We start from the raw sequence: 18,837 nt of genomic DNA on the forward strand, positions 1-18,837 counted from the left end.
GGTTCGTTTCGCAAGGGCACCCAAACGCTTATCAAAACAAAAGGTCGACCGAGAAAACCGGTCGACCTTTCTTCAATATCCGGATACCGGATGCGAGCGCGGACGAAGGGCGCCTCGACGCTATTGCGGTCCAAAGGACGTACAGGCGCCGCCGCCATCCGAGGACAGGGAGTCGTACACGCAGGGGCACGCCCTACGCCAGGCGGGCGAAGTGGCGCTTGCCAACCTGCAGGATCGTGCCGGGCTTGAGGGAGGCCGGGTCCACGTTGTAGGTCTTGGGCGAGACCGGCTCGCCGTCGAGCTTGACGCCGCCGCCGTCGATGTCGCGACGGGCCTGGCCGGCGCTCGGGACCAGACCGGCGGCCTGGAGCACGGCGGGCAGGTACACGAGGCCCTCATCGTTCACCGCGATCTCGACCGCGACCTCTGCTATGTCGGTGGGCATGTCGCGATTCTTGTGCACGCGATCGAACTCGGCCTCGGCCTCGACCGCGGCCTCGGCGCTGTGGTACGTGGTCACCAGGTCGCGGCCGAGCGCGCGCTTGAGCTCGTAGGGGTTGGCGGAACCGTCGGCCAAGGCGGCGTCGATCTTATCGACCTCGGCCGGCGCGAGCGAGCTTGCCAGACGGTAGTACTTGCCAATCATCTCGTCCGGGATGGACATCGTCTTGCCGAACATGTCCGCGGGGGCGTCGGTGAGGCCGATGTAGTTGCCATAGGACTTGGACATCTTACGGGTGCCGTCGGTGCCCTCGAGCAGCGGCATAGTGAGCGCGATCTGCGGCTCCATACCCATCTTCTCCATGAGCTCACGGCCGGCGAGCAGGTTGAAAAGCTGGTCGTTGCCGCCCATCTCCACGTCCGCCTCGATCTTGACCGAGTCGTAGGCCTGCATGATCGGGTACAGGAACTCGTGCAGGGCGATGGGGGTCTGGGACTGGTAGCGCTTGGTGAAGTCGTCGCGCTCGAGAATGCGGGCGACGGTGAACTTGGACGCGATTGAGAGGAGCTCCTTCAGGCCCATGGGGAACATCCAGTCGCCGTTGTGGACGATGGTCGTCTTCTCGGGGTCGAGGATCTTCATCGCCTGGGAGACGTAAGTCGCGGCGTTGGCCTCGACCTCCTCCTGGGTGAGCTGCGGGCGCGTGGAGTTCTTGCCGGACGGGTCGCCGATAGTGGCGGTGCCGTTGCCGATGATGAGGGTCACGCGGTGGCCGAGGTCCTGGAACTGGCGCATCTTGCGCAGCGGGACGGCGTGGCCGAGATGCAGGTCGGGGCTGGTGGGGTCGACGCCGAGCTTGATGTTGAGCGGGACGCCGCGCTCGAGCTTCTTCTTGAGGTCCGCCTCGGGCACGATCTTGGCGGCGCCGGAGGTGATGATGCGCATCTGCTCGTCTACGGGCAACATAGGTGCACCTTTCTGCAAGGTCATAGCACCCTCGCCACGTGCCGGCGGGAACTCGCGCGGACGGGCGGTGCTGGGGAACGACATATGGGCATTAGTGTAACGCAGAACCGCCCTCAGCGGTACAGCCGCGTCCTCCCCCGCTCGTCCACGCGCACCGCAAGACGGGCATCGGAGGCATTTCGGTCGAGCTCCACCAAAAAGCGATCGCCGCGCTTGCTCGCCAGGCGCCGGGAACACGTCGCGCATGCACCATCGCAGGGTCCCTCGGCAGTAAGTACGCAATGCTCCATGACCATCAGCGGAGTCGATCCGCTTGCGACCCGCGCAACGGGAACAGACACACCTGCAAGGCGGGCGGCATTCTGCACGCCGACAACATTTTCATCGGAAAGCTCCTCGGGCAACCAGATACGACGAGCGCCCAAACCCTGTAGGACGCGCGCCGTTTGTGCGTTCCACACATTGAGCGGCGGTGCGACCTCCCACGCAACTGCCGCCTCGCACGCAGCGTCGACTTGCCCGATGTTGCGACAGAGTAAGGCGTCGGCCTCGCCACGCGCAACCGCCGCGCATGCCTCGACCACGAACGGTATGTCCCCCGCTCGGCAGACCTCACCCAAATCGATGACGCCATCGAGCTCGCCTGCTTCGCGCACGGCATCCCCAGTTCCTTCCGCGGCTCCTCCCGCGGCTCTCGCCCCCTCGGCTCCTCCCGCAGCCCCGAGAGTTAACTCTCGATGAGCAAAATCGTTCATTTGCGCGCAATCGTGCCGCGAGAGTTCACTCTCGCGGACAGGTCGCCGCTCCGCCGGGGACAGATGCGGCGACTTACGGCGCGCGTGGGCGAATCGGCCTCCGTCGTCCAGACGCCCATCCCCCTCACACGGCTCCGTAAGGGCCGAGCCCAACGAGAGTTCCTCGTCTCGCACGATATCGACGGCGGCACGCGAGGCAGCAACCAGCGCAGCAGACCTAACCAGGTGAACCGCGCTGCCCACCTCGACTTTGCGCTTGCATCGCACGAACGCGCGGTCTTGGGCGCCCACGTTGGCCGGGCACGGGACGATCGGCCAGCGCTTGGGCACGTCGGCAGGGGCATTGGCACCTGGGGTCGAGCAAATCTCCAACATATCCCCGGCTGCGACCTCGCGGGTAAATCTCACCCATGCGCCCTCGTATCCGGGTTCATCTACGATGCCCACCTCAAGACCCTGGTTGATGGCGCGCTCTACGCTCATAAGCCCAGCCCCCGTCGCGGTGTGACCTCCACGCAGGTAGCCATCGGTGAATCCGCGATTGAACGACCGTGCGAGCCGTGCCTCCAACTCGTCCAGCTCGCACTCATCGAGCTCGACCCCGGCGAGCGCGGCATCGAGCGCCTCACGATAACAGCCCACGACGTTGTACACGTAATCGGGCCCCTTCATGCGACCCTCGATCTTAAGGGACGCGACTCCGGCGCCAACCAGCGCGGAAACATGACGGATCCCCAGGTAATCACGCGGGCACAGCAGGCGGTCGCCCTGTGCGGCGGAGCGTCCGGCGCCCCTCGCCTCGGAAACGTCCCGCTCCCACGCCCCGCCCGCGAGCAGACGGCCCTCATCGTCCTCAAGCGCATAGGCCAGACGACAGGGCTGGGTGCAGTCCCCGCGGTTGGCCGAACGCCCGCGCATGAGAGCCGAATAGGAGCACGCGCCCGAATAACAGATGCAGATGGCGCCATGACAGAACGCCTCGATGGGCGTTCCCCCAGCGCAAAGACCCGCGAGCTCCGCCAAGGACAATTCGCGCGCGCACGTCACGCGTGACACTCCCAGCTCGCGCACGGCAAGGCGGACGGCACCAACGGACTGCGCGCCCGTCTGCGTGGACAAGTGGAGCTCCACGCCGGGCAGCTCGCGATGAATGAGGTCGCACAGACCCACATCGGCGACGATCAGCGCATCGGCGCCCGCGTCAAGCGCGGCCGACGCAAGCTCCAGCGCAGAAGCGAGTTCGTCATCGTGCATGCAGACGTTCAGGGCCACATAAACACGTGAGCCATGTGCGTGGGCGAGGGCGCAGCCGCGCGAAAGCTCGGAGAGCGAGAACCCGCCGTTCGCCGCACGCGCATTAAAGGAGCCGAGCCCCACGTACACGGCATCCGCCCCCGCCGCAATCGCCGCTCGAAACGCATCCGGCGTGCCCGCCGGAGCCAGCAACTCGACCATACTCGATGCCTCCCCTCTCACGCGCCCCATCAACCTGTACGGCGCAATCTGAACGCTCCAACGTGTTTTTCGCATTGAGTAAGGATACCCGAGCGGACGTCTGCGCTGCTTGCGCTATCGTATGAATATCTATGTGTTACGGCTTTTGGGCACGCGCCCACCTGTATATGGGAGGTCGTTTATGGGTCATCGACAGCGCTACGCGCGCAGCCGCGCAAAAACGCACGCCGTCCCCGTCATCCTCGTCTCCGCTCTCGGCTTTTTGCTCGTGGCGGGCATCGCGTTCGGCATTGGCATGATCGGTAACGTGAACCGCTGGCTCTCCGATCTTCCCGACTACACGAATGCCGACGAGTACCTCGTGAGCGAGCCCACGCACATCCTTGACGCCGCGGGCAACGAGATCGCCGAGTTCTTTGTCCAGAACCGCGAGAGCGTCACCGCCGACCAGGTATCGCCGTGGGTTCTCCAGGGCACCGTCGACGTTGAGGACGAGCGCTTTTACGAGCATCCGGGCGTCGATATCATCGGCATCGGCCGCGCTGTGCTCGCGCAGCTCACCGGTCGCTCCGAGGGCGCCTCGACCATCACCCAGCAGCTCGTGCGTAATACCATCCTCTCGGAGGAGCAATTCGACCAGACCATCGAGCGTAAGGTGCGCGAGGCCTACATCGCCCTCGAAATGGAAAAGATCTATTCCAAAGACGAGATCTTGATGATGTACCTCAACTGCATCTACTACGGCCACGGAGCCTACGGCATCCAAGCCGCCTCACAAACGTACCTCTCCAAAAACGCGAGTGACCTCACGCTCGCCGAAGCAGCCCTACTCATCGGCCTACCCAACTCGCCCTCATACTACGACCCCACCGTTAATCCAGACGTCGCCGTCGAGCGACGCAACAAGGTGTTGGGCAACATGCTCCGCCTGGGCACCATCACCCAAGAAGAATACGACGCCGCCGTGGCCGAGCCGCTCGCGCTCAACGTGACCGAGGTCTCCGAGTCCGGCATCAACGTCTTCTCACAGCCGTACTTTGTCGACTACGTCAAAACCCTCCTTCAAGAGGAGTTCTCGACCGACGTCCTGTTCAAAGGCGGTCTCACCGTCAAGACGACGCTCGACCCCGCGGTGCAGCAGGCCGCTGAGACCGCCGCGGTGGAGAACATCAACAAGTACCCCGCCGCCGCACGCGACGCCAAGGACCTCGACATCGGCATGACGGTCATCGACCCTAAGACCGGGTACATCAAGGCGATGGTTGGCGGGCGCGATTACAACCGCGTCGAGGACGACGGCAGCGTCCTCCACATCAACCATGCGACTTCGCGCAACCAGCCCGGCTCATCGTTCAAGACGTTCACGCTCGCCACCGCCATCGAGATGGGCATGAACCCCAACATCACGATCAACTGCAACTCGCCGCTCACCTGGAAGATCGCCGGGCAGGCAGATTACGTGGCGCAAAACTACGGCAACCAGAGCATGGGCTACATCTCGCTCGCCCGCGCGACCGAGCTCTCGTCCAACACCGGCTACCTGCAGGTAGCAGAGACCATCGGCAACCAGAACATCATCGCCATGTGCAAGAAGCTTGGGCTCGACACCTCCGAGATGAACGATGTCCTGTCCATGACCCTTGGTACGGGCAGTTTCTCCACCGTTGAGATGGCATCCGCCTACGCCGTCTTCGCGAACGGTGGCTACTATCGTGAGCCCGTCGCGATCTCCGAGATCGTGGGGCGCGGCGGCAAAACCGTGTACAAGCACGAAGACGCTGGCAAGCAGGTCATTTCCGCTGGAGTGGCCGCAGCCGTGACCGATGTCCTCGAGGGCGTCATGACCAACGGCCTGGGCGCTCCTGGCAACCCGTACATGAACCAGCCCGTCGCCGGTAAGACCGGTACGGCCGGCACCGCGGACACCGCAACCAACCTGTGGTTTGTGGGCTACACCCCGCAGTATGCCACCGCAATCTGGGTGGGCGGCTACAACGGCACCGTCGACCTCGGTTCCCTTATGGGCAACCAGATGACGCTCCCGGTGTTCAAGAGCCTGATGCAACAGATTCTGAACGGGCTTGCTCGCGAGGAGTTCCCCACCGGAGAAACACCCACCTACAAGAAGGACTCCGAGTGGAAGTTCTCCAAGACCAACCCCAAGGGCGAAGACGAGGACGAGGAAAAGGAAGAGGAGACGACGGAGGAAACCGAACAGCAGCAGACCACGACGCCCACGCCGGAGCAGCCGACCACGCCTCAGGAGCCCACGACGCCTACTCCGGAACCCGAGCCTGAGCCCACGCCCGAACCCGAGCCTGAGGTGCCCGACGGCGGCACCACCGGTGGCGGTACAACGGGCGGCGGACAAACCACGACGCCAACCGCATAGGAGACAGCCATACAAAAACCCTCGTCCATAGGGACGAGGGTTTTTCTTTTTGGAGTCTCATGCTCCCCTATCGATGCAAGCGACGCCAGTACGCCACCAGCAACAAAACAAGCACAATGGGCAACGTGATGAGTAAGGCGAACAGGAGCATATGGATTACCATCGGGCTCACTTGCGCACGCTCCTCAGCTTGGAGATCATCGCCTCAAACGTCTCTCCGTCCAACGGCGTCTGCGTGATGACGAGAATCGTGTCGTTTCCAGCCAGCGAGCCGAGAACATCGGGCAGCTCGGCGGCATCGATTGCCGCGGCGATGCCCAGGGCGGTACCGGGCTGCGCCTTGATGATGACGAGGTTCTCCGTGCGCTGAACGCCAACCACGAGCTCAGAGACCATACGTTGCAGATGTAGATCCTCCGCAAGGACGTACATGCCCTCGGGCAGCTTACGAAGCCCCATGTCGGCGATATCGCGCGAGACGGTCGCCTGCGTGCAATCGAACCCACGCGCTTTAAGCTCGTCCACGAGCACGCGCTGAGTGCGCACGTCCTCAGTTCGGACGATCTCTCGAATAGCATCTTGGCGGCCATTGCGTTTTTTGGCCATGTTCTCCACCATTCCCTAGCGGTTCCCCACATTTCGAGTACAGCATACCGCCGAATCTCTTTAAAACGGATTAGCAGGCATCACGCTATCTAATTGAAACATTTTTGCATAGAACAGGCAAATGCAATCATATATGTGCATATTGAAGCATTTTTACGGGCAGGCCGTCAAAGCTCCATCGTCATATGCCACGTCCATAAAGCACAAACCACGCGCAGGAGCAGTAGGGCCCGCCGCCCGACGATCGCACGCTGTAATCACCTCTAAAACCCACTCCGGATCTCGACGACCCGCGCCGACTTCAACGAGGGTCCCAACGATCGTCCTGACCATGGAATGCAGGAACGCATTACCCGTGATGGTAAAGGCTATGTGCTCCTCACCCAGCGCGCCCTCCCTTTCGAAGGAGACCTCAATCACGTTGCGACACGTGGGCTTGCCGATGGCGGAAGACATCTTGCAGAAGCTCTTGAAGTCATGCTCCCCCACCAAATACGAAGCGCCGCACTCCATCGCCTCGACATCCAAGGGCAGTCGATGCCACCAAGTCACCTTGCGCGTGAGCAGCGGCGGTGCGTCGCCCGTAGCTATGCGATAGGTATAGGTTCGAGCACGCGCGTCAAAGCGAGCCGAGAAGCCGGAGGAGGCATGAAACACCCTACCAAGCGCTATGTCATCGGGGAGCAAGGCCGCCATCGCGCGCATCCACCGTCGATGCTCGATGGCCAACTCATCATGGTGTGCGGGGACGCTCACGTACTGCGCTATGGCGTGAACACCTGCATCGGTGCGACCGGCACACGTGAGGTCGATAGGACGGCGTAAAAAGGTCTCGAGCGCGCAGCGGACCTCCCCTGCGACCGTCCTAAGCCCCGGTTGCTCGGCAAACCCGGAGAAGCCGGCGCCATCGTAGCCCAGCCGAAACACCAAGGTGCCGTCGAGCACCTCCGGTTCGAAATAGGACGGCGCGCCCACGCGCATATCGTCTGTTTGGGCCACTGAAGCCTCCTTATTGCAATCTTTCGTGCCTATGCTACCAAAATCACCAACATAAACCCAGGATGGTCAAGACGAGCACGAGCGCCGCCCCCAATGCGAGCACAAGGCGATCATAAGGAGCCAATCGACGAGGAGCGGGCAGTTTCCCAGCGGCAACGGAATCATAGCAACGGGCGGACATGGCCTCGGCCAAACGATCCGCACGGCGGAACAGGCCAATCATGAGGGGCGTGAACACCGAAGCCCACACGCCGATGCGCGAGAAGAGCGGACCGGCATCGAACTGGGCTCCGCGCGCACGCTGGGCGAGTCGAATCCGATTGAGCTCCTCACTCACGAGCGGGATGAATCGCAGTGCCACGGCGAGCACGGTGCCCAAAGGACCCACGCTCACACCAAAACGGGCCAGGGGGCTCAACAGGCGCACGCAGGCATCACTCAGCTGAGTCGCGGTCGTCGACGAGGCAACAACGAGTGAGAAGCCCACGAGTAACAAGATGCGCGTTATAGCCATGAGTCCCCGCAAGCCTCCCGCCGGGCTGAGACCAATCGCGCCAACCAACTCCACCGTTCCCCGGCCATCGCACGACACCAGGTTCGCAACGAGCGTGAACGCGAGGATGACGGCAACGGGTCGTATGCCGCGCAGCACACGGCCCAACCGCATGCGCGACGACGCGAGGCAGCCGAACAGGATCAGCAGCCAAACAACGAGCATGGCCGGCACTCCGGCAGAAAAGACCCCAGCCGTCGCAAGCAACAGAAGCACGATTTTCACACGGGCATCGAGGCGTGCAACGGGTGTCCCGGGAACATACTCACCAAAAACCGTGCCAAACGCTTGAGGCCCCCTCGACGCATGACCCATGGCAGAGTCACCCGCAAACGGCTGTAAAGAGGCATCTGAGGGGCCTTCAGGCGCGCGGGCTGCATGTAGGGACCCATTTGACAACATGAGCTCGCGTGTCGCAAAGGGACGCCACTCATCGACATCATGCGTAATCACCAAAACCGACCGGCCCTCCGCGGCAAGATCCGTCACGAAACGGTGCGCGAATGCCCTGCCCCGCGCATCAAGGGCGGCGCTCGGCTCATCGAGCACGTATACGGACGCATCGAGCGAAAGCACCGATGCAAGCGCAACGCGGCGAGCCTGCCCCCCGGAAAGCTCAAAAGGAGAGGCATCGGCAAGCTTCCGATCGAGCCCTACGGCATCGATGGCCTTAAAGACCCGACGATCGACCTCGTCCTCACTGAGCGAAAGGTTGCGCGGAGCATAGGCGACTTCGTCGTAGACCGTCTCGAGGAAAAACTGCGCTTCTGGCTGCTGGAACGACAGCCCGACAGTGCCGGGAACTGGATGCACCGGGGAAGCAGGGGCAACATCTGCGACGGAGGAGTTGTCCGCGCAGGTGTGAAGGCGAATGGAGCCCGCATCAGGCGAGACCAATCCCGCGACAAGCGAGGCAAGCGTCGACTTGCCGGCACCCGATGCGCCCGTGAGCAACACCACCTCGCCGGCGTGCAGCGAAAACGAAATGTCCTTGAGGACGGCACGATCGCCATAGCTAAACGAGACACCCTCCACCTCAAGGATCGGCGCATCGCACGGCGTGGCAACAGCTCGGCACCTGGCAGCCTCCCGACCCGTGCAAGAGCCAAAGGAATGTTGCACAGCCTGAGGGCCGGAAGACGCGCGACAAGCAGACTCGGAGGCGCCTAGAGCTCCGTTGATGGAGGCAACATCCACGATGCGGTCTGCAAGAGCGATCTCAAGCGGGTCGTGCGTAATGAGAGCGACGCCGATGCCGTCTTCATGGACAAGAGTGCGAAAGAGCGTACGGAGTGATTCGCGGACCGCCGGATCGAGCTGCGCGGTAGGCTCATCAAGCACAAGATATCGAGGAGTCATGGCGAGCACACCGGCAAGGGCGATGCGTTGCTGCTCTCCGCCGGAAAGTGCCGTCGTAACGCGATCCTGGAACCCTGATAACCCTACACGGCGAAGTGCACAGTCGACACGCTGAGACACCTCTTCTTCCGACAGGCCAAGATTACGGGGCCCAAAGGCAATCTCGTCAAATACGAGGGAGGAAACGATTTGATCAACGGGATCCTGGCACACACGGCCAACAAGCGACCGAACCATGAGGCGTTCACGTTCGTTAGCAGAGGGGTCGTGACCATCGACAACCACACAGCCATCGTCAACCAGCTGCGCCGCGCACAACACACGACCAAGGGTGGACTTTCCGCACCCGTTATCTCCCGTTAGGGCAACAATCTCACCCGGAGCAAGGGAGAATGAGCAACCAGACAGGACTTCAGCCCCATCCAACACCACGCCAACATCCTTCACTTCAAGCACGTTCTCGCCCCCTTTCTCTTGTTTTGCCTGGGCGACTGGCGGCGGGCAGTTCACTCAATGCGAGTTCCGCACGAGCCGAAGGGCCCAGTGGGCCCTTCGTGCGAGCCAGGACTGCCCGAACAGGGAGTGAACTGCCCGCCGCCAGTCGCCCAGGTAAAACAAAAAGGGGCACGCGAACGTACCCCTCTTCAATGTGATGCACGAGCAGCTACGTGCTACTCAGCGGTCTCCTCGACAGCGGCCTCGGTCTCGACGACCTCAGCAGCCTCCTCGACGGCCTCGTCCTTCTTGACGACCTTAGGAGCAGCGGCCTTCTTAGCCGGAGCAGCCTTCTTCGCCTTAGGGGTGCAAGGCTCGGAGACGATCTCGATGATGACCATCTCAGCGCAATCGCCCTTGCGCGGACCGAGCTTCATGATGCGGGTGTAACCACCATTGCGGTCGGCCCACATACCCTGAGCGGCCTTGTCGAAAATCTCAGCAACGAGATTCTTATCACCGAGCTTGGCGATGGCGAGACGACGAGAGTGCAGGTCGCCCTTCTTGGCCCAGGTGATGATCGGCTCAGCATAGGAACGCAGGGCCTTGGCGCGCGTCTCGGTGGTCTTGATGCGATCGTTCTCGAAGAGCGCCTTGGCAAGGCTCTTCTTCATGGCCTTGGTGTGGCTGGCGTCGGTGCCGAGCTTCAGGCCTTTCTTCTTATTGTGACGCATGGTCTAGTTCTCCTCTATACCTAGGGTTTAAGCCTTGAGGCTCAGACCCATGGACTCAAGCTTGTCCTTGACTTCCTCGATCGACTTCACGCCGAAGTTGCGGATGTTCAGCAGGTCGTTCTCGGAGAACTCGACCAGCTGGCGCACGGAGTGAATACTCGCACGCTTGAGGCAGTTGTAAGAGCGGACGGAAAGGTCCAGGTCCTCAATCTGCTTGTCAAGCTCGGCATTGTCGCTCGTCACCTCGGGGGCGAAGATGGAAATCTCCTCCTCCGCCTCGGGCTCGTCGGCCAGGGTCATAAACGCAGCCATGTGCTGGTTGATGATGTTGGCCGCAGACACAACCGCGTCACGCGGGGAAAGCGCACCGTTGGTCTCAATCTCAAGAACCAGACGGTCGTAGTCGGTGTGCTGGCCAACGCGGCACGCCTCAACGAGCTTGGCGCAACGCTTGACCGGGGAGAAGAGCGAGTCGACGTTGATGATGCCGATAGGATCATTGTCGCGCTTGTTCTGCTCGTAGGACACGTAGCCGCGACCATACCCGATGCGCATGCTCATGGTCAGATGACCACCCTCGGTGAGGGTCGCGATGTGCTGCTCGGGATTGACGAGCTCGAACTCGGACGGAATGAAGAAGTCTGCGCCGGTAACCTCGCACGGGCCATCGACCGAGATAGTCGCAGTGCCCTCGTCCGTGGTACCAAGCGTGCGGAACACGAGACCCTTCACGTTCAAGACGATGTCGGTGACATCCTCGACCATGTTGGGAATCGTGGTGAACTCGTGCTGGGCGCCATCGATCTGGATGGCCTCGACGGCTGCACCCTCGAGCGAGGAAAGCAGCACGCGGCGCAGGGAGTTACCCAGCGTGTCGCCATACCCGCGCTCCAGAGGCTCGACGGAAACGCGAGCAGCAGTCTCGCTGATCTCCTCGACGTGAACCTGGGGCCTGATGAATTCGGACATGTAATACCTCCAGCGTAGCGCGCAAACGATTACTTCGAGTAAAGCTCGACGATGAGCTGCTCGTTGATGTCGCCGCTGATCTGGTCACGAGAAGGCAGCGAGATGACGTTGCCGGAAAGCTTCTCGATGTCGACCTCGAGCCAGCCAGGGACCTCGAAGCGCTCGGAGGAGATGAGGGCCTCCTTGATGGGGAGCAAGTCGCGGAACTTCTCGCCCACAGCCACAACGTCGCCGGCCTTCACGCGGTAGGACGGGATGTCCACGCGCTTGCCGTTAACGGTGAAGTGGCCATGGCGGACGGTCTGACGAGCCTCCTTGCGGGTGCGAGCGAAGCCGAGACGGAACACGACATTGTCGAGACGGGTCTCGAGAATGGTCATGAGGTTCTCACCGGTAACGCCGTCCATGCGAAGAGCATGCTCGTAGTAGTGGTGGAACTGCTTCTCGAGAACGCCGTAGATGAACTTGACCTTCTGCTTCTCGCGCAGCTGCATGCCGTACTCGGATTCTTTGCGACGGCGCTTGGGCTGGCGGATAGATTCCTTTTTGGAGCTGTAGCCGAGCTCAACGGGATCGATCCCGAGCTGGCGGCAGCGCTTAAGAACCGGAGTCCTGTCGATTGCCATAATAAATCGATCCTTTCAGTTACACGCGGCGACGCTTCTTGGGGCGGCAGCCGTTGTGCGGGATGGGGGTCTTGTCCTGGATGCTGGAGACCTCGAGGCCAGCGGCCTGGAGGGAGCGGATCGCGGTCTCGCGGCCCGAACCGGGGCCCTTCACGAAGACGGCGACCTTGTGCATACCGTGCTCCATAGCGGCCTTGGCGCAAGCCTCGGCGGCCATCTGGGCGGCAAACGGGGTCGACTTACGGGAACCCTTGAAGCCCACGGTACCAGCGGACTGCCAAGCGATGACGTTGCCCGCGGGATCGGTAATGGAAACGATGGTGTTATTGAACGTAGAACGGATGTGAGCCTGGCCCACGGAGATGTTCTTACGGTCGGCGCGCTTGATACGGGTGGAGGCGCCGCGCTTGTTCTTTGCAGTAGCCATTATGCGTCAGTCTCCCTTATTTCTTCTTCTTGGCACCGATCTGACGCTTCGGACCCTTGCGGGTGCGAGCGTTGGTGTGGGTGCGCTGACCGCGAACAGGGAGACCCTTGCGGTGACGGAGGCCGCGGTTGCAGCCGATGTCCATGAGGCGCTTGACGTTCTGGGCGCGCTCGCGACGGAGGTCACCCTCGACCATCAGGCCATTCTTATCAATGTAATCGCGGATCGCCGAGATCTGCTCCTCGGTGAGGTCCTTGATGCGAGTGCCGTCGGCAATGTTGAGCTCGGCGCACATCTTCGCTGCGGTGGTGCGGCCGATGCCGTAGATGTAGGTCAGACCAATCTCCGCACGCTTCTCGTTCGGAAGGTCGACACCGTTAATACGGGCCACTGTGGATCTCCTCTCTTAACCCTGGCGCTGCTTGTGGCGCGGGTTCTCGCAGATCACGAGAACCTTGCCATGGCGGCGGATGATTTTGCACTTATCGCACATCTTCTTGACGGAAGGGCGTACCTTCATCGTTCTTCCTTTCGGTAGTGCTCAAGCTACAAGGTGGAATGTTATCTACTCGCCCAGCCGCAGGCGTTAATAACGAATGGCTGGAAGCATGTATCGAACCTTACGGGGCAGAGCACTCCCTTCCGGTTCGAATACGTGCGAATGGTCGTTACTTATAACGATAGGTGATGCGACCGCGGGTCAAATCATAGGGAGAGAGCTCCACAACGACCTTGTCACCCGGCAGAATACGGATGTAGTTCATACGGATCTTGCCCGAAATGGAACAGAGAACCGAATGACCGTTCTCAAGCTCAACGCGGAACATGGCGTTCGGCAGCGGCTCGGTGACCGTGCCCTCAAGCTCGATGGCGTCTTCCTTCTTCACGTGCATCATCTTTCTCTCGAAAACGACAGCAACAGTGCATGTTACTACATGCTAAACAGGAGAAAGGGAAATTCCCAATCGCTCCACAAATATTCTGTCCCACCGGCAGCCCGACGGGGCGGGCCCGTATGGTCCGGCGCTCGGGCAGTCCTGCTCACGACGAAGGCCACATTTAGTGGCCTTCTGTTCATGCGGAACTCGCGGCGGACCATACGGGCCCGCCCCGTCGGGCTGCCAAGGTACCGTAGTCCCTGGGCTTTCCCATATCGTCCGATGCGAGTTCCGCATGAGCCGAAGGCCCCAGTGGGGCCTTCGTGCGAAGAGGACTGCCCGAGCAGCGGATGATATAGGAAAGCCCAGGGACGGGCGGTTACATTGAACCGCCGGTCATGGGACACCATGGGCCTTGTGCATCCTGCGTGAGGATCACAGGGCCGTCGTTGGTGATGGCGACCGTGTTCTCGTAGTGCGCCGCGGGCAGGCCGTCGTCGGTCGACACGAGCCAGCCATCGGAACCGGTGTGCACGCGGTTGGAGCCAAGTGTGATCATAGGTTCAATGGCGATGACCATGCCAGCCTGGAGCTTCACACCACGACCCTTCTTGCCATAATTCGGCACGTTGGGATCCTCGTGCATAGCGCGACCAACACCATGGCCCACGTAGTCACGAAGGACTCCATAGCCATTGCTCTCGGCGAGCGACTGAACAGCATGCCCCACGTCTCCGATATGGTTTCCGGGAACGGCCTGCTCGATTGCCGCCTTAAGGCAGTCGAGCGTGCATTCGCACAGGCCCTTTGCCTCGGTGCTGGGATTGCCAACGTAAAACGTCCAAGCGTTATCCCCCACCCAACCGTCAACGATCGCGCCGGTGTCAATCGAGATGATGTCTCCCTCGCGCAGGATGACGTCGGGATTGGGAATGCCGTGAACAACCGCGTCGTTCAGCGAAGCGCAAATGGACCCGGGGAAACCGCCGTAGCCCTTGAAGGCGGGCGTGCCGCCGTGCATGCGGATGATCTGCTCGGCAAGCTGATCGAGTTCAAACGTCGAAACGCCAGGTCGAATCATCGAGCCGACCTGCCGGAGCGCCATCTTGGACAGAGCTCCGGCCTTCTTCATCTGCTCGATATCGGCGGCAGATTTGATCTTGATCATAGACCGAGCTCAGCCTTCACATCCGCATACACCACGTCGATATCACGATCACCATCGACGACCTTGAGGATGCCCTGGCCGCGGTAGTACTCCACGAGCGGGCTGGTGTTCTTCCGGTAGACATCAAGACGGTTCTTGATGGTCTCGGGCTTGTCGTCATCGCGCTGATACATCTCGCCTGCGCACTTGGGGCACACGGCGGTATCGGGACCTGCGGTGTAACCGCAATCGCGGCAGGTGCGACGAGAAGAGAGGCGATCGACGATGACCTCGGCGGGAACATCGACTAAAAGCGCGCCATCGAGCTCGCGACCCATAGCCGAAAGCTCGGTATCGAGCGTCACGGCCTGCGTCGTGTTGCGCGGGAATCCGTCGAGGATGAAGCCCTTCTGCGCATCGTCGGCAGCAAGGCGCTCCTTGACCAGGTCGATCACGAGCTGATCGGGAACGAGCTCTCCGGCGTCCATGTACTTCTTGGCAGCAACGCCAAGCTCAGTCTGAGCCTTGACGGCAGCGCGAAGCAGGTCGCCCGTGGAGATATGCGCCACACCATAATCGGCAACAAGACGCTGGGCTTGCGTACCCTTACCGGCGCCAGGGGCGCCCAACAACACGATGTTCATAAAAGACTCCTTAGAGGCCTATTTGAAGAAACCGTCGTAGTCGTACATCTTGAGCTGGCTCTCGACCTTGTCGATGGTATCGAGCACAACGCCGACCATGATGAGCACCGAAGTGCCGCCGAAGGCCTGGATGAGCGCGTTGTTGGTGAACGAGAACACAATCGAGGGAACGATGGCGATGAGGGCCAGGAAGACCGCACTGGGAAGCGTGATCTTGTTGAGGGCGTTCTTGATGTAATGCGCCGTCTGCTTGCCGGGGCGAACACCAGGAATGAAGCCGCCCTGCTTCTTGAGGTTCTCGGCGGTCTCGTCCGGGTTGAACACCATGGACGTGTAGAAGTACGCGAAGAACACGATGAGGACGACATTGAGGATCCAGTTGATCCAGCCGCTCGAGAGCGCGCCGGCAAAGGCCTGCATCCAACCCACGTTGGGGAAGAACACGGCGAGCTGAGCCGGGAAGTAGAGCAGGGCGCTCGCGAAGATGATCGGGATGACACCCGCGGTGTTCACCTTGATGGGCAGGTACGTGGACTGACCGCCCATGATACGACGACCCACGACGCGCTTGGCATACTGCACCGGGATACGACGCTGGCCGCGCTCGAGGTACACGATGAAGGGGATGACGCACAGGATCACCACGACGATGACGAGCGTGGTGATAATGGCAACGTTGCCGCCATCCATGGACTGGATGAGCGCCTGGGGAAGCCCCGCCATGATGTTGGCGAAGATGATGAGACTCATGCCGTTGCCGATCCCACGCTGAGTGATGAGCTCACCAATCCACATGATGAGCATGGCGCCCGCGACGAGCGTGCCCACGATCATGATGTCGAAGATGATCTCGGGAGCATCGGCGCCGGCGAACTGAATACCAAAGCTCTTGAAGAGGAACAGGTATCCAATGGCGTTCAAGAGCGCGAGGGCCAGGGTGAGGTAACGAGAGTACTGGGTGATCTTGGTCTGACCGACCTCGCCCTCACGAGCCAACTCGTGCAGGCTGGGCACAACGGCCTGAAGCATCTGCAAGACAATCGAGCTGGTGATGTAGGGCATGATACCCAGCGAAAAGACGGACACGTAGGAAAGCGCACCGCCCGAGAAAAGATTCAGCAGGGCCATCGCACCGCTGGCGAAGGTGTCACCGGCGGATGTAAAAAGGGCCGACATCCCCTGGAAGGGGATGCCGGGCACCGGAACGTGTGCACCAATACGGTACACGACGAGCATAGCGATGGTAAAAAGAATCTTCCCGCGGAGTTCCTTGATGCGGAAGGTGTTCTTCAAACCAGTTAGCACGGAAGCTCGACCTTTCCTCCAGCGGCCTCGATCTTAGCCTTCGCGGAAGCGGAGATCTTGTCGACCTTGACCGTGAGCTTCTTGGAAACCTCGCCGTTGCCGAGCACCTTGACGGGCTCGAACTCGGACTTGGTGATACCAGCGGCCTTGAGGGATGCACCATCGACGACGGCACCGTCCTCGAACTTGACCTCGAGCGTGGAGACGTTCACCGCGGTGTACTCGATGCGACGGGGATTCTTGAAGCCGGGGAGCTTCGGGAGGCGCATCGCGAGCGGGGTCTGGCCGCCCTCGAAGCCGGCGCCCTTGGTGCCGCCGGAACGGGAGCCCTGGCCGTTCAGGCCACGGCCGGCATAGGTACCGCCCTTGCCGGAATTGCCGCGACCGACGCGCTTACGGCTGTGGGTGGACCCGGCAGCCGGCGTAAGATCATGAAGCTGCATTGTTACTCCTCTACAATCTCAACGAGGTGCTTGACCTTGAAGATCATGCCGCGGACGCTCTCGTTGTCAGCGATCTCGCGCGTGTCGTTGATGCGGTGCAGGCCGAGGGCGCGAACAGTGCGACGCTGATCCTCCTTGCAGCCGTTAATGCTGCGAACCTGCTTGATCTTGATGGTAGCCATGCCTAGTTCTCCTTCTTGCCGATGAACATCTCGGAGACGGTGAGACCGCGGCGGGCGGCGACATCCTCGGGGCTGGAGAGCTGCTTGAGGCCCTCGGCAGCAGCCTTGATGATGTTGAGGCCGTTGTCGGAACCGAGAGACTTGGACAGGATGTTCTTGATGCCGGCGAGCTCGAACAGAGGACGCACGGCGCCACCGGCGATAACACCGGTACCCTCGACAGCGGGGCGCATGATGATGCTCGCAGCACCGAACTCGCCCTGGACGTCGTGAGGAATGGTGCCCTCAGCGGTGACGGGCACGTGGAACATGTTCTTCTTGGCGTCGATGGAAGCCTTGGAGATTGCCAGCGGCACCTCGGCGGACTTACCCATGCCAAGACCAACGTTGCCCTTGCCGTCGCCCACGACCACGAGGGCCACGAGGCTCATGCGACGACCGCCCTTGACGGTCTTGGCGACGCGGTTGATGAAAACGACGCGCTCCTCGAACTCGGAGGCCTCGCGCTGCTGCTTCTGCTGGTTACGAGCCATGCTCTTACCTCCTAGAATTCGAGACCGGCGGCGCGGGCACCGTCGGCGAGGGCCTTGACGCGACCGTGGTAGATGCGGCCACCGCGGTCGAAGGAAACGGCTTTGATGCCGGCAGCGAGGGCGCGCTCGCCCACGAGCTTACCGACCTTCTCGGCAGCCTCCTTGTTGCTGGTCGTGGTGCCCTTGAACTCGGCCTCGAGGGTGGAGGCGGAGACGAGGGTGTGACCCTTGGTATCGTCAACGATCATGGCGTAGATATTGGCGTTGGAGCGCACGACGCGAAGACGCGGACGGGCGGGCGTGCCAAAGATCTTGCCGCGGACACGGCGCTGACGACGCTTGAGGCCGGCGCGCTTTGCCTGTTGCTTGTTCATGTGAAACTCCTTATGAAGTCCTGCCAGCACCTGACGGGGTGCTGGTCTTACGACGTGGAAGCGCTCTACTACTTAGCGGCCTTGCCGAGCTTGCGACGGATGTGCTCGCCCAGGTAGTGGATGCCCTTGCCCTTGTAAGGCTCCGGCGGACGCTTGCCACGGATCTCGGCGGCAACCTGGCCGACCTGCTGCTTGTTGATGCCCTTGACGTGAATGTGGGTGTTGTCCGGGCACTCGAAGGTGATGCCCTCGGGGGCGGTGTAAATCACCGGGTGGGAGTAACCCAGGGACAGATCCAGATCCTTACCCTTGAGCTGGACACGGTAGCCAACGCCAGCGAGCTCGAGGACCTTGGTGTAGCCCTCGGAAACGCCGGTGACCATGTTCTGGATCAGGGCGCGGGTGAGGCCGTGGCGGGCGCGGGTCTCACGCTCGTCGTCGGGACGGGAGACGGTCAGCACGCCGTCGGCCACCTCGATGGTGAGCTTCTCATAGAAATCAGCCTCAAGAGTACCCTTGGGGCCCTTCACGGACACGTGCGTGCCGTCAACTGCCACTTCGACTCCGGCGGGAATCTGGACAGGCTTCTTACCGATACGAGACACGGTGTTCT

At 61.5% G+C, this 18,837-nt stretch carries 21 protein-coding genes; 1 reads left to right on the forward strand and 20 read right to left on the reverse strand.

The features are described 5' to 3' along the window. Positions 1-193: 193 nt before the first annotated feature. Both tyrS and DWV48_RS04235 read right to left on the reverse strand, forming a co-directional pair. A complete protein-coding gene (gene tyrS / locus DWV48_RS04230; protein ID WP_199588895.1) occupies positions 194-1,408 on the reverse strand; it encodes a tyrosine--tRNA ligase in 1,215 nt (404 codons plus the stop codon). Between the two features lie 113 nt (positions 1,409-1,521). Then, positions 1,522-3,618, reverse strand: a complete 2,097-nt coding sequence (locus DWV48_RS04235) for a U32 family peptidase (RefSeq protein WP_158574815.1) — start codon at positions 3,616-3,618, stop codon at positions 1,522-1,524. Positions 3,619-3,799: 181 nt separating this feature from the next. Here DWV48_RS04235 and DWV48_RS04240 point away from each other — a divergent pair, with 181 nt between their 5' ends. After that, positions 3,800-6,010, forward strand: a complete 2,211-nt coding sequence (locus tag DWV48_RS04240; RefSeq protein WP_118653596.1) for a transglycosylase domain-containing protein — start codon at positions 3,800-3,802, stop codon at positions 6,008-6,010. A gap of 168 nt (positions 6,011-6,178) precedes the next feature. On the opposite strand, the gene DWV48_RS04245 is transcribed toward DWV48_RS04240, so the two are convergent. The 18 genes from DWV48_RS04245 to rplF all read right to left on the reverse strand — a co-directional run bounded on the left by DWV48_RS04245 (position 6,179) and on the right by rplF (position 18,829). Beyond that, the gene (locus tag DWV48_RS04245) at positions 6,179-6,616 is read right to left on the reverse strand and encodes an arginine repressor (RefSeq protein WP_118653639.1); all 438 of its coding nucleotides are present in this window, start codon (positions 6,614-6,616) and stop codon (positions 6,179-6,181) included. Between the two features lie 153 nt (positions 6,617-6,769). Then, complete coding sequence (gene truA, locus DWV48_RS04250) at positions 6,770-7,597, reverse strand: tRNA pseudouridine(38-40) synthase TruA (protein WP_118653640.1); 828 nt, start codon at positions 7,595-7,597, stop codon at positions 6,770-6,772. A 61-nt stretch (positions 7,598-7,658) separates the two neighbouring features. After that, positions 7,659-9,983 carry an ATP-binding cassette domain-containing protein gene (locus tag DWV48_RS04255; RefSeq protein WP_118653597.1) on the reverse strand — a complete coding sequence of 775 codons (2,325 nt, stop codon included), beginning with the start codon at positions 9,981-9,983 and terminating at the stop codon, positions 7,659-7,661. 215 nt (positions 9,984-10,198) lie between these two features. Continuing rightward, on the reverse strand, positions 10,199-10,696 hold the full coding sequence (gene rplQ / locus DWV48_RS04260) for a 50S ribosomal protein L17 (protein WP_118653598.1): 498 nt from the start codon (positions 10,694-10,696) through the stop codon (positions 10,199-10,201). 27 nt (positions 10,697-10,723) lie between these two features. Further along, positions 10,724-11,665, reverse strand: a complete 942-nt coding sequence (locus DWV48_RS04265; protein WP_118653599.1) for a DNA-directed RNA polymerase subunit alpha — start codon at positions 11,663-11,665, stop codon at positions 10,724-10,726. A 29-nt stretch (positions 11,666-11,694) separates the two neighbouring features. After that, on the reverse strand, positions 11,695-12,291 hold the full coding sequence (gene rpsD / locus DWV48_RS04270; RefSeq protein WP_118653600.1) for a 30S ribosomal protein S4: 597 nt from the start codon (positions 12,289-12,291) through the stop codon (positions 11,695-11,697). 19 nt (positions 12,292-12,310) lie between these two features. Then, the gene (rpsK, locus tag DWV48_RS04275) at positions 12,311-12,718 is read right to left on the reverse strand and encodes a 30S ribosomal protein S11 (RefSeq protein WP_006720336.1); all 408 of its coding nucleotides are present in this window, start codon (positions 12,716-12,718) and stop codon (positions 12,311-12,313) included. A 16-nt stretch (positions 12,719-12,734) separates the two neighbouring features. Further along, positions 12,735-13,109 carry a 30S ribosomal protein S13 gene (gene rpsM, locus DWV48_RS04280; protein WP_118653601.1) on the reverse strand — a complete coding sequence of 125 codons (375 nt, stop codon included), beginning with the start codon at positions 13,107-13,109 and terminating at the stop codon, positions 12,735-12,737. A gap of 15 nt (positions 13,110-13,124) precedes the next feature. Beyond that, positions 13,125-13,238 carry a 50S ribosomal protein L36 gene (gene rpmJ, locus DWV48_RS04285; RefSeq protein WP_006363204.1) on the reverse strand — a complete coding sequence of 38 codons (114 nt, stop codon included), beginning with the start codon at positions 13,236-13,238 and terminating at the stop codon, positions 13,125-13,127. A gap of 148 nt (positions 13,239-13,386) precedes the next feature. After that, on the reverse strand, positions 13,387-13,611 hold the full coding sequence (infA, locus tag DWV48_RS04290; RefSeq protein WP_294122566.1) for a translation initiation factor IF-1: 225 nt from the start codon (positions 13,609-13,611) through the stop codon (positions 13,387-13,389). A 364-nt stretch (positions 13,612-13,975) separates the two neighbouring features. Further along, on the reverse strand, positions 13,976-14,764 hold the full coding sequence (gene map / locus DWV48_RS04295; RefSeq protein WP_118653602.1) for a type I methionyl aminopeptidase: 789 nt from the start codon (positions 14,762-14,764) through the stop codon (positions 13,976-13,978). Further along, positions 14,761-15,387, reverse strand: a complete 627-nt coding sequence (locus DWV48_RS04300) for an adenylate kinase (RefSeq protein ID WP_118653603.1) — start codon at positions 15,385-15,387, stop codon at positions 14,761-14,763. Before DWV48_RS04300 ends, map begins: the two co-directional genes overlap by 4 nt. A gap of 18 nt (positions 15,388-15,405) precedes the next feature. After that, complete coding sequence (gene secY / locus DWV48_RS04305) at positions 15,406-16,692, reverse strand: preprotein translocase subunit SecY (protein ID WP_118653604.1); 1,287 nt, start codon at positions 16,690-16,692, stop codon at positions 15,406-15,408. After that, on the reverse strand, positions 16,686-17,135 hold the full coding sequence (gene rplO / locus DWV48_RS04310) for a 50S ribosomal protein L15 (protein ID WP_118653605.1): 450 nt from the start codon (positions 17,133-17,135) through the stop codon (positions 16,686-16,688). Before rplO ends, secY begins: the two co-directional genes overlap by 7 nt. Before the next feature lie 2 nt (positions 17,136-17,137). Then, positions 17,138-17,317 (reverse strand): 50S ribosomal protein L30, encoded by a 180-nt coding sequence (rpmD, locus tag DWV48_RS04315; RefSeq protein WP_006720329.1) that lies wholly within the window; start codon positions 17,315-17,317, stop codon positions 17,138-17,140. Between the two features lie 2 nt (positions 17,318-17,319). Then, positions 17,320-17,850 (reverse strand): 30S ribosomal protein S5, encoded by a 531-nt coding sequence (gene rpsE / locus DWV48_RS04320; protein ID WP_006720328.1) that lies wholly within the window; start codon positions 17,848-17,850, stop codon positions 17,320-17,322. A gap of 11 nt (positions 17,851-17,861) precedes the next feature. Further along, positions 17,862-18,224 carry a 50S ribosomal protein L18 gene (rplR, locus tag DWV48_RS04325; RefSeq protein WP_118653606.1) on the reverse strand — a complete coding sequence of 121 codons (363 nt, stop codon included), beginning with the start codon at positions 18,222-18,224 and terminating at the stop codon, positions 17,862-17,864. Between the two features lie 68 nt (positions 18,225-18,292). After that, on the reverse strand, positions 18,293-18,829 hold the full coding sequence (gene rplF / locus DWV48_RS04330) for a 50S ribosomal protein L6 (RefSeq protein ID WP_118653607.1): 537 nt from the start codon (positions 18,827-18,829) through the stop codon (positions 18,293-18,295). Positions 18,830-18,837 lie beyond the last annotated feature (8 nt).

This window comes from Collinsella sp. AF08-23 (assembly GCF_003479805.1).
Lineage (GTDB): Bacteria > Actinomycetota > Coriobacteriia > Coriobacteriales > Coriobacteriaceae > Collinsella.

What these genes read in the sequence shown, in the direction of transcription:
- tyrS (WP_199588895.1), bottom strand. Translation starts at nt 1,408, where the DNA reads ATGTTGCCCGTAGACGAGCAGATGCGCATCATCACCTCCGGCGCCGCC.
- DWV48_RS04235 (WP_158574815.1), bottom strand. Translation starts at nt 3,618, where the DNA reads ATGGTCGAGTTGCTGGCTCCGGCGGGCACGCCGGATGCGTTTCGAGCG.
- DWV48_RS04240 (WP_118653596.1), top strand. Translation starts at nt 3,800, where the DNA reads ATGGGTCATCGACAGCGCTACGCGCGCAGCCGCGCAAAAACGCACGCC.
- DWV48_RS04245 (WP_118653639.1), bottom strand. Translation starts at nt 6,616, where the DNA reads ATGGCCAAAAAACGCAATGGCCGCCAAGATGCTATTCGAGAGATCGTC.
- truA (WP_118653640.1), bottom strand. Translation starts at nt 7,597, where the DNA reads ATGCGCGTGGGCGCGCCGTCCTATTTCGAACCGGAGGTGCTCGACGGC.
- rplQ (WP_118653598.1), bottom strand. Translation starts at nt 10,696, where the DNA reads ATGCGTCACAATAAGAAGAAAGGCCTGAAGCTCGGCACCGACGCCAGC.
- DWV48_RS04265 (WP_118653599.1), bottom strand. Translation starts at nt 11,665, where the DNA reads ATGTCCGAATTCATCAGGCCCCAGGTTCACGTCGAGGAGATCAGCGAG.
- rpsD (WP_118653600.1), bottom strand. Translation starts at nt 12,291, where the DNA reads ATGGCAATCGACAGGACTCCGGTTCTTAAGCGCTGCCGCCAGCTCGGG.
- rpsK (WP_006720336.1), bottom strand. Translation starts at nt 12,718, where the DNA reads ATGGCTACTGCAAAGAACAAGCGCGGCGCCTCCACCCGTATCAAGCGC.
- rpmJ (WP_006363204.1), bottom strand. Translation starts at nt 13,238, where the DNA reads ATGAAGGTACGCCCTTCCGTCAAGAAGATGTGCGATAAGTGCAAAATC.
- infA (WP_294122566.1), bottom strand. Translation starts at nt 13,611, where the DNA reads ATGCACGTGAAGAAGGAAGACGCCATCGAGCTTGAGGGCACGGTCACC.
- map (WP_118653602.1), bottom strand. Translation starts at nt 14,764, where the DNA reads ATGATCAAGATCAAATCTGCCGCCGATATCGAGCAGATGAAGAAGGCC.
- DWV48_RS04300 (WP_118653603.1), bottom strand. Translation starts at nt 15,387, where the DNA reads ATGAACATCGTGTTGTTGGGCGCCCCTGGCGCCGGTAAGGGTACGCAA.
- rplO (WP_118653605.1), bottom strand. Translation starts at nt 17,135, where the DNA reads ATGCAGCTTCATGATCTTACGCCGGCTGCCGGGTCCACCCACAGCCGT.
- rpmD (WP_006720329.1), bottom strand. Translation starts at nt 17,317, where the DNA reads ATGGCTACCATCAAGATCAAGCAGGTTCGCAGCATTAACGGCTGCAAG.
- rpsE (WP_006720328.1), bottom strand. Translation starts at nt 17,850, where the DNA reads ATGGCTCGTAACCAGCAGAAGCAGCAGCGCGAGGCCTCCGAGTTCGAG.
- rplR (WP_118653606.1), bottom strand. Translation starts at nt 18,224, where the DNA reads ATGAACAAGCAACAGGCAAAGCGCGCCGGCCTCAAGCGTCGTCAGCGC.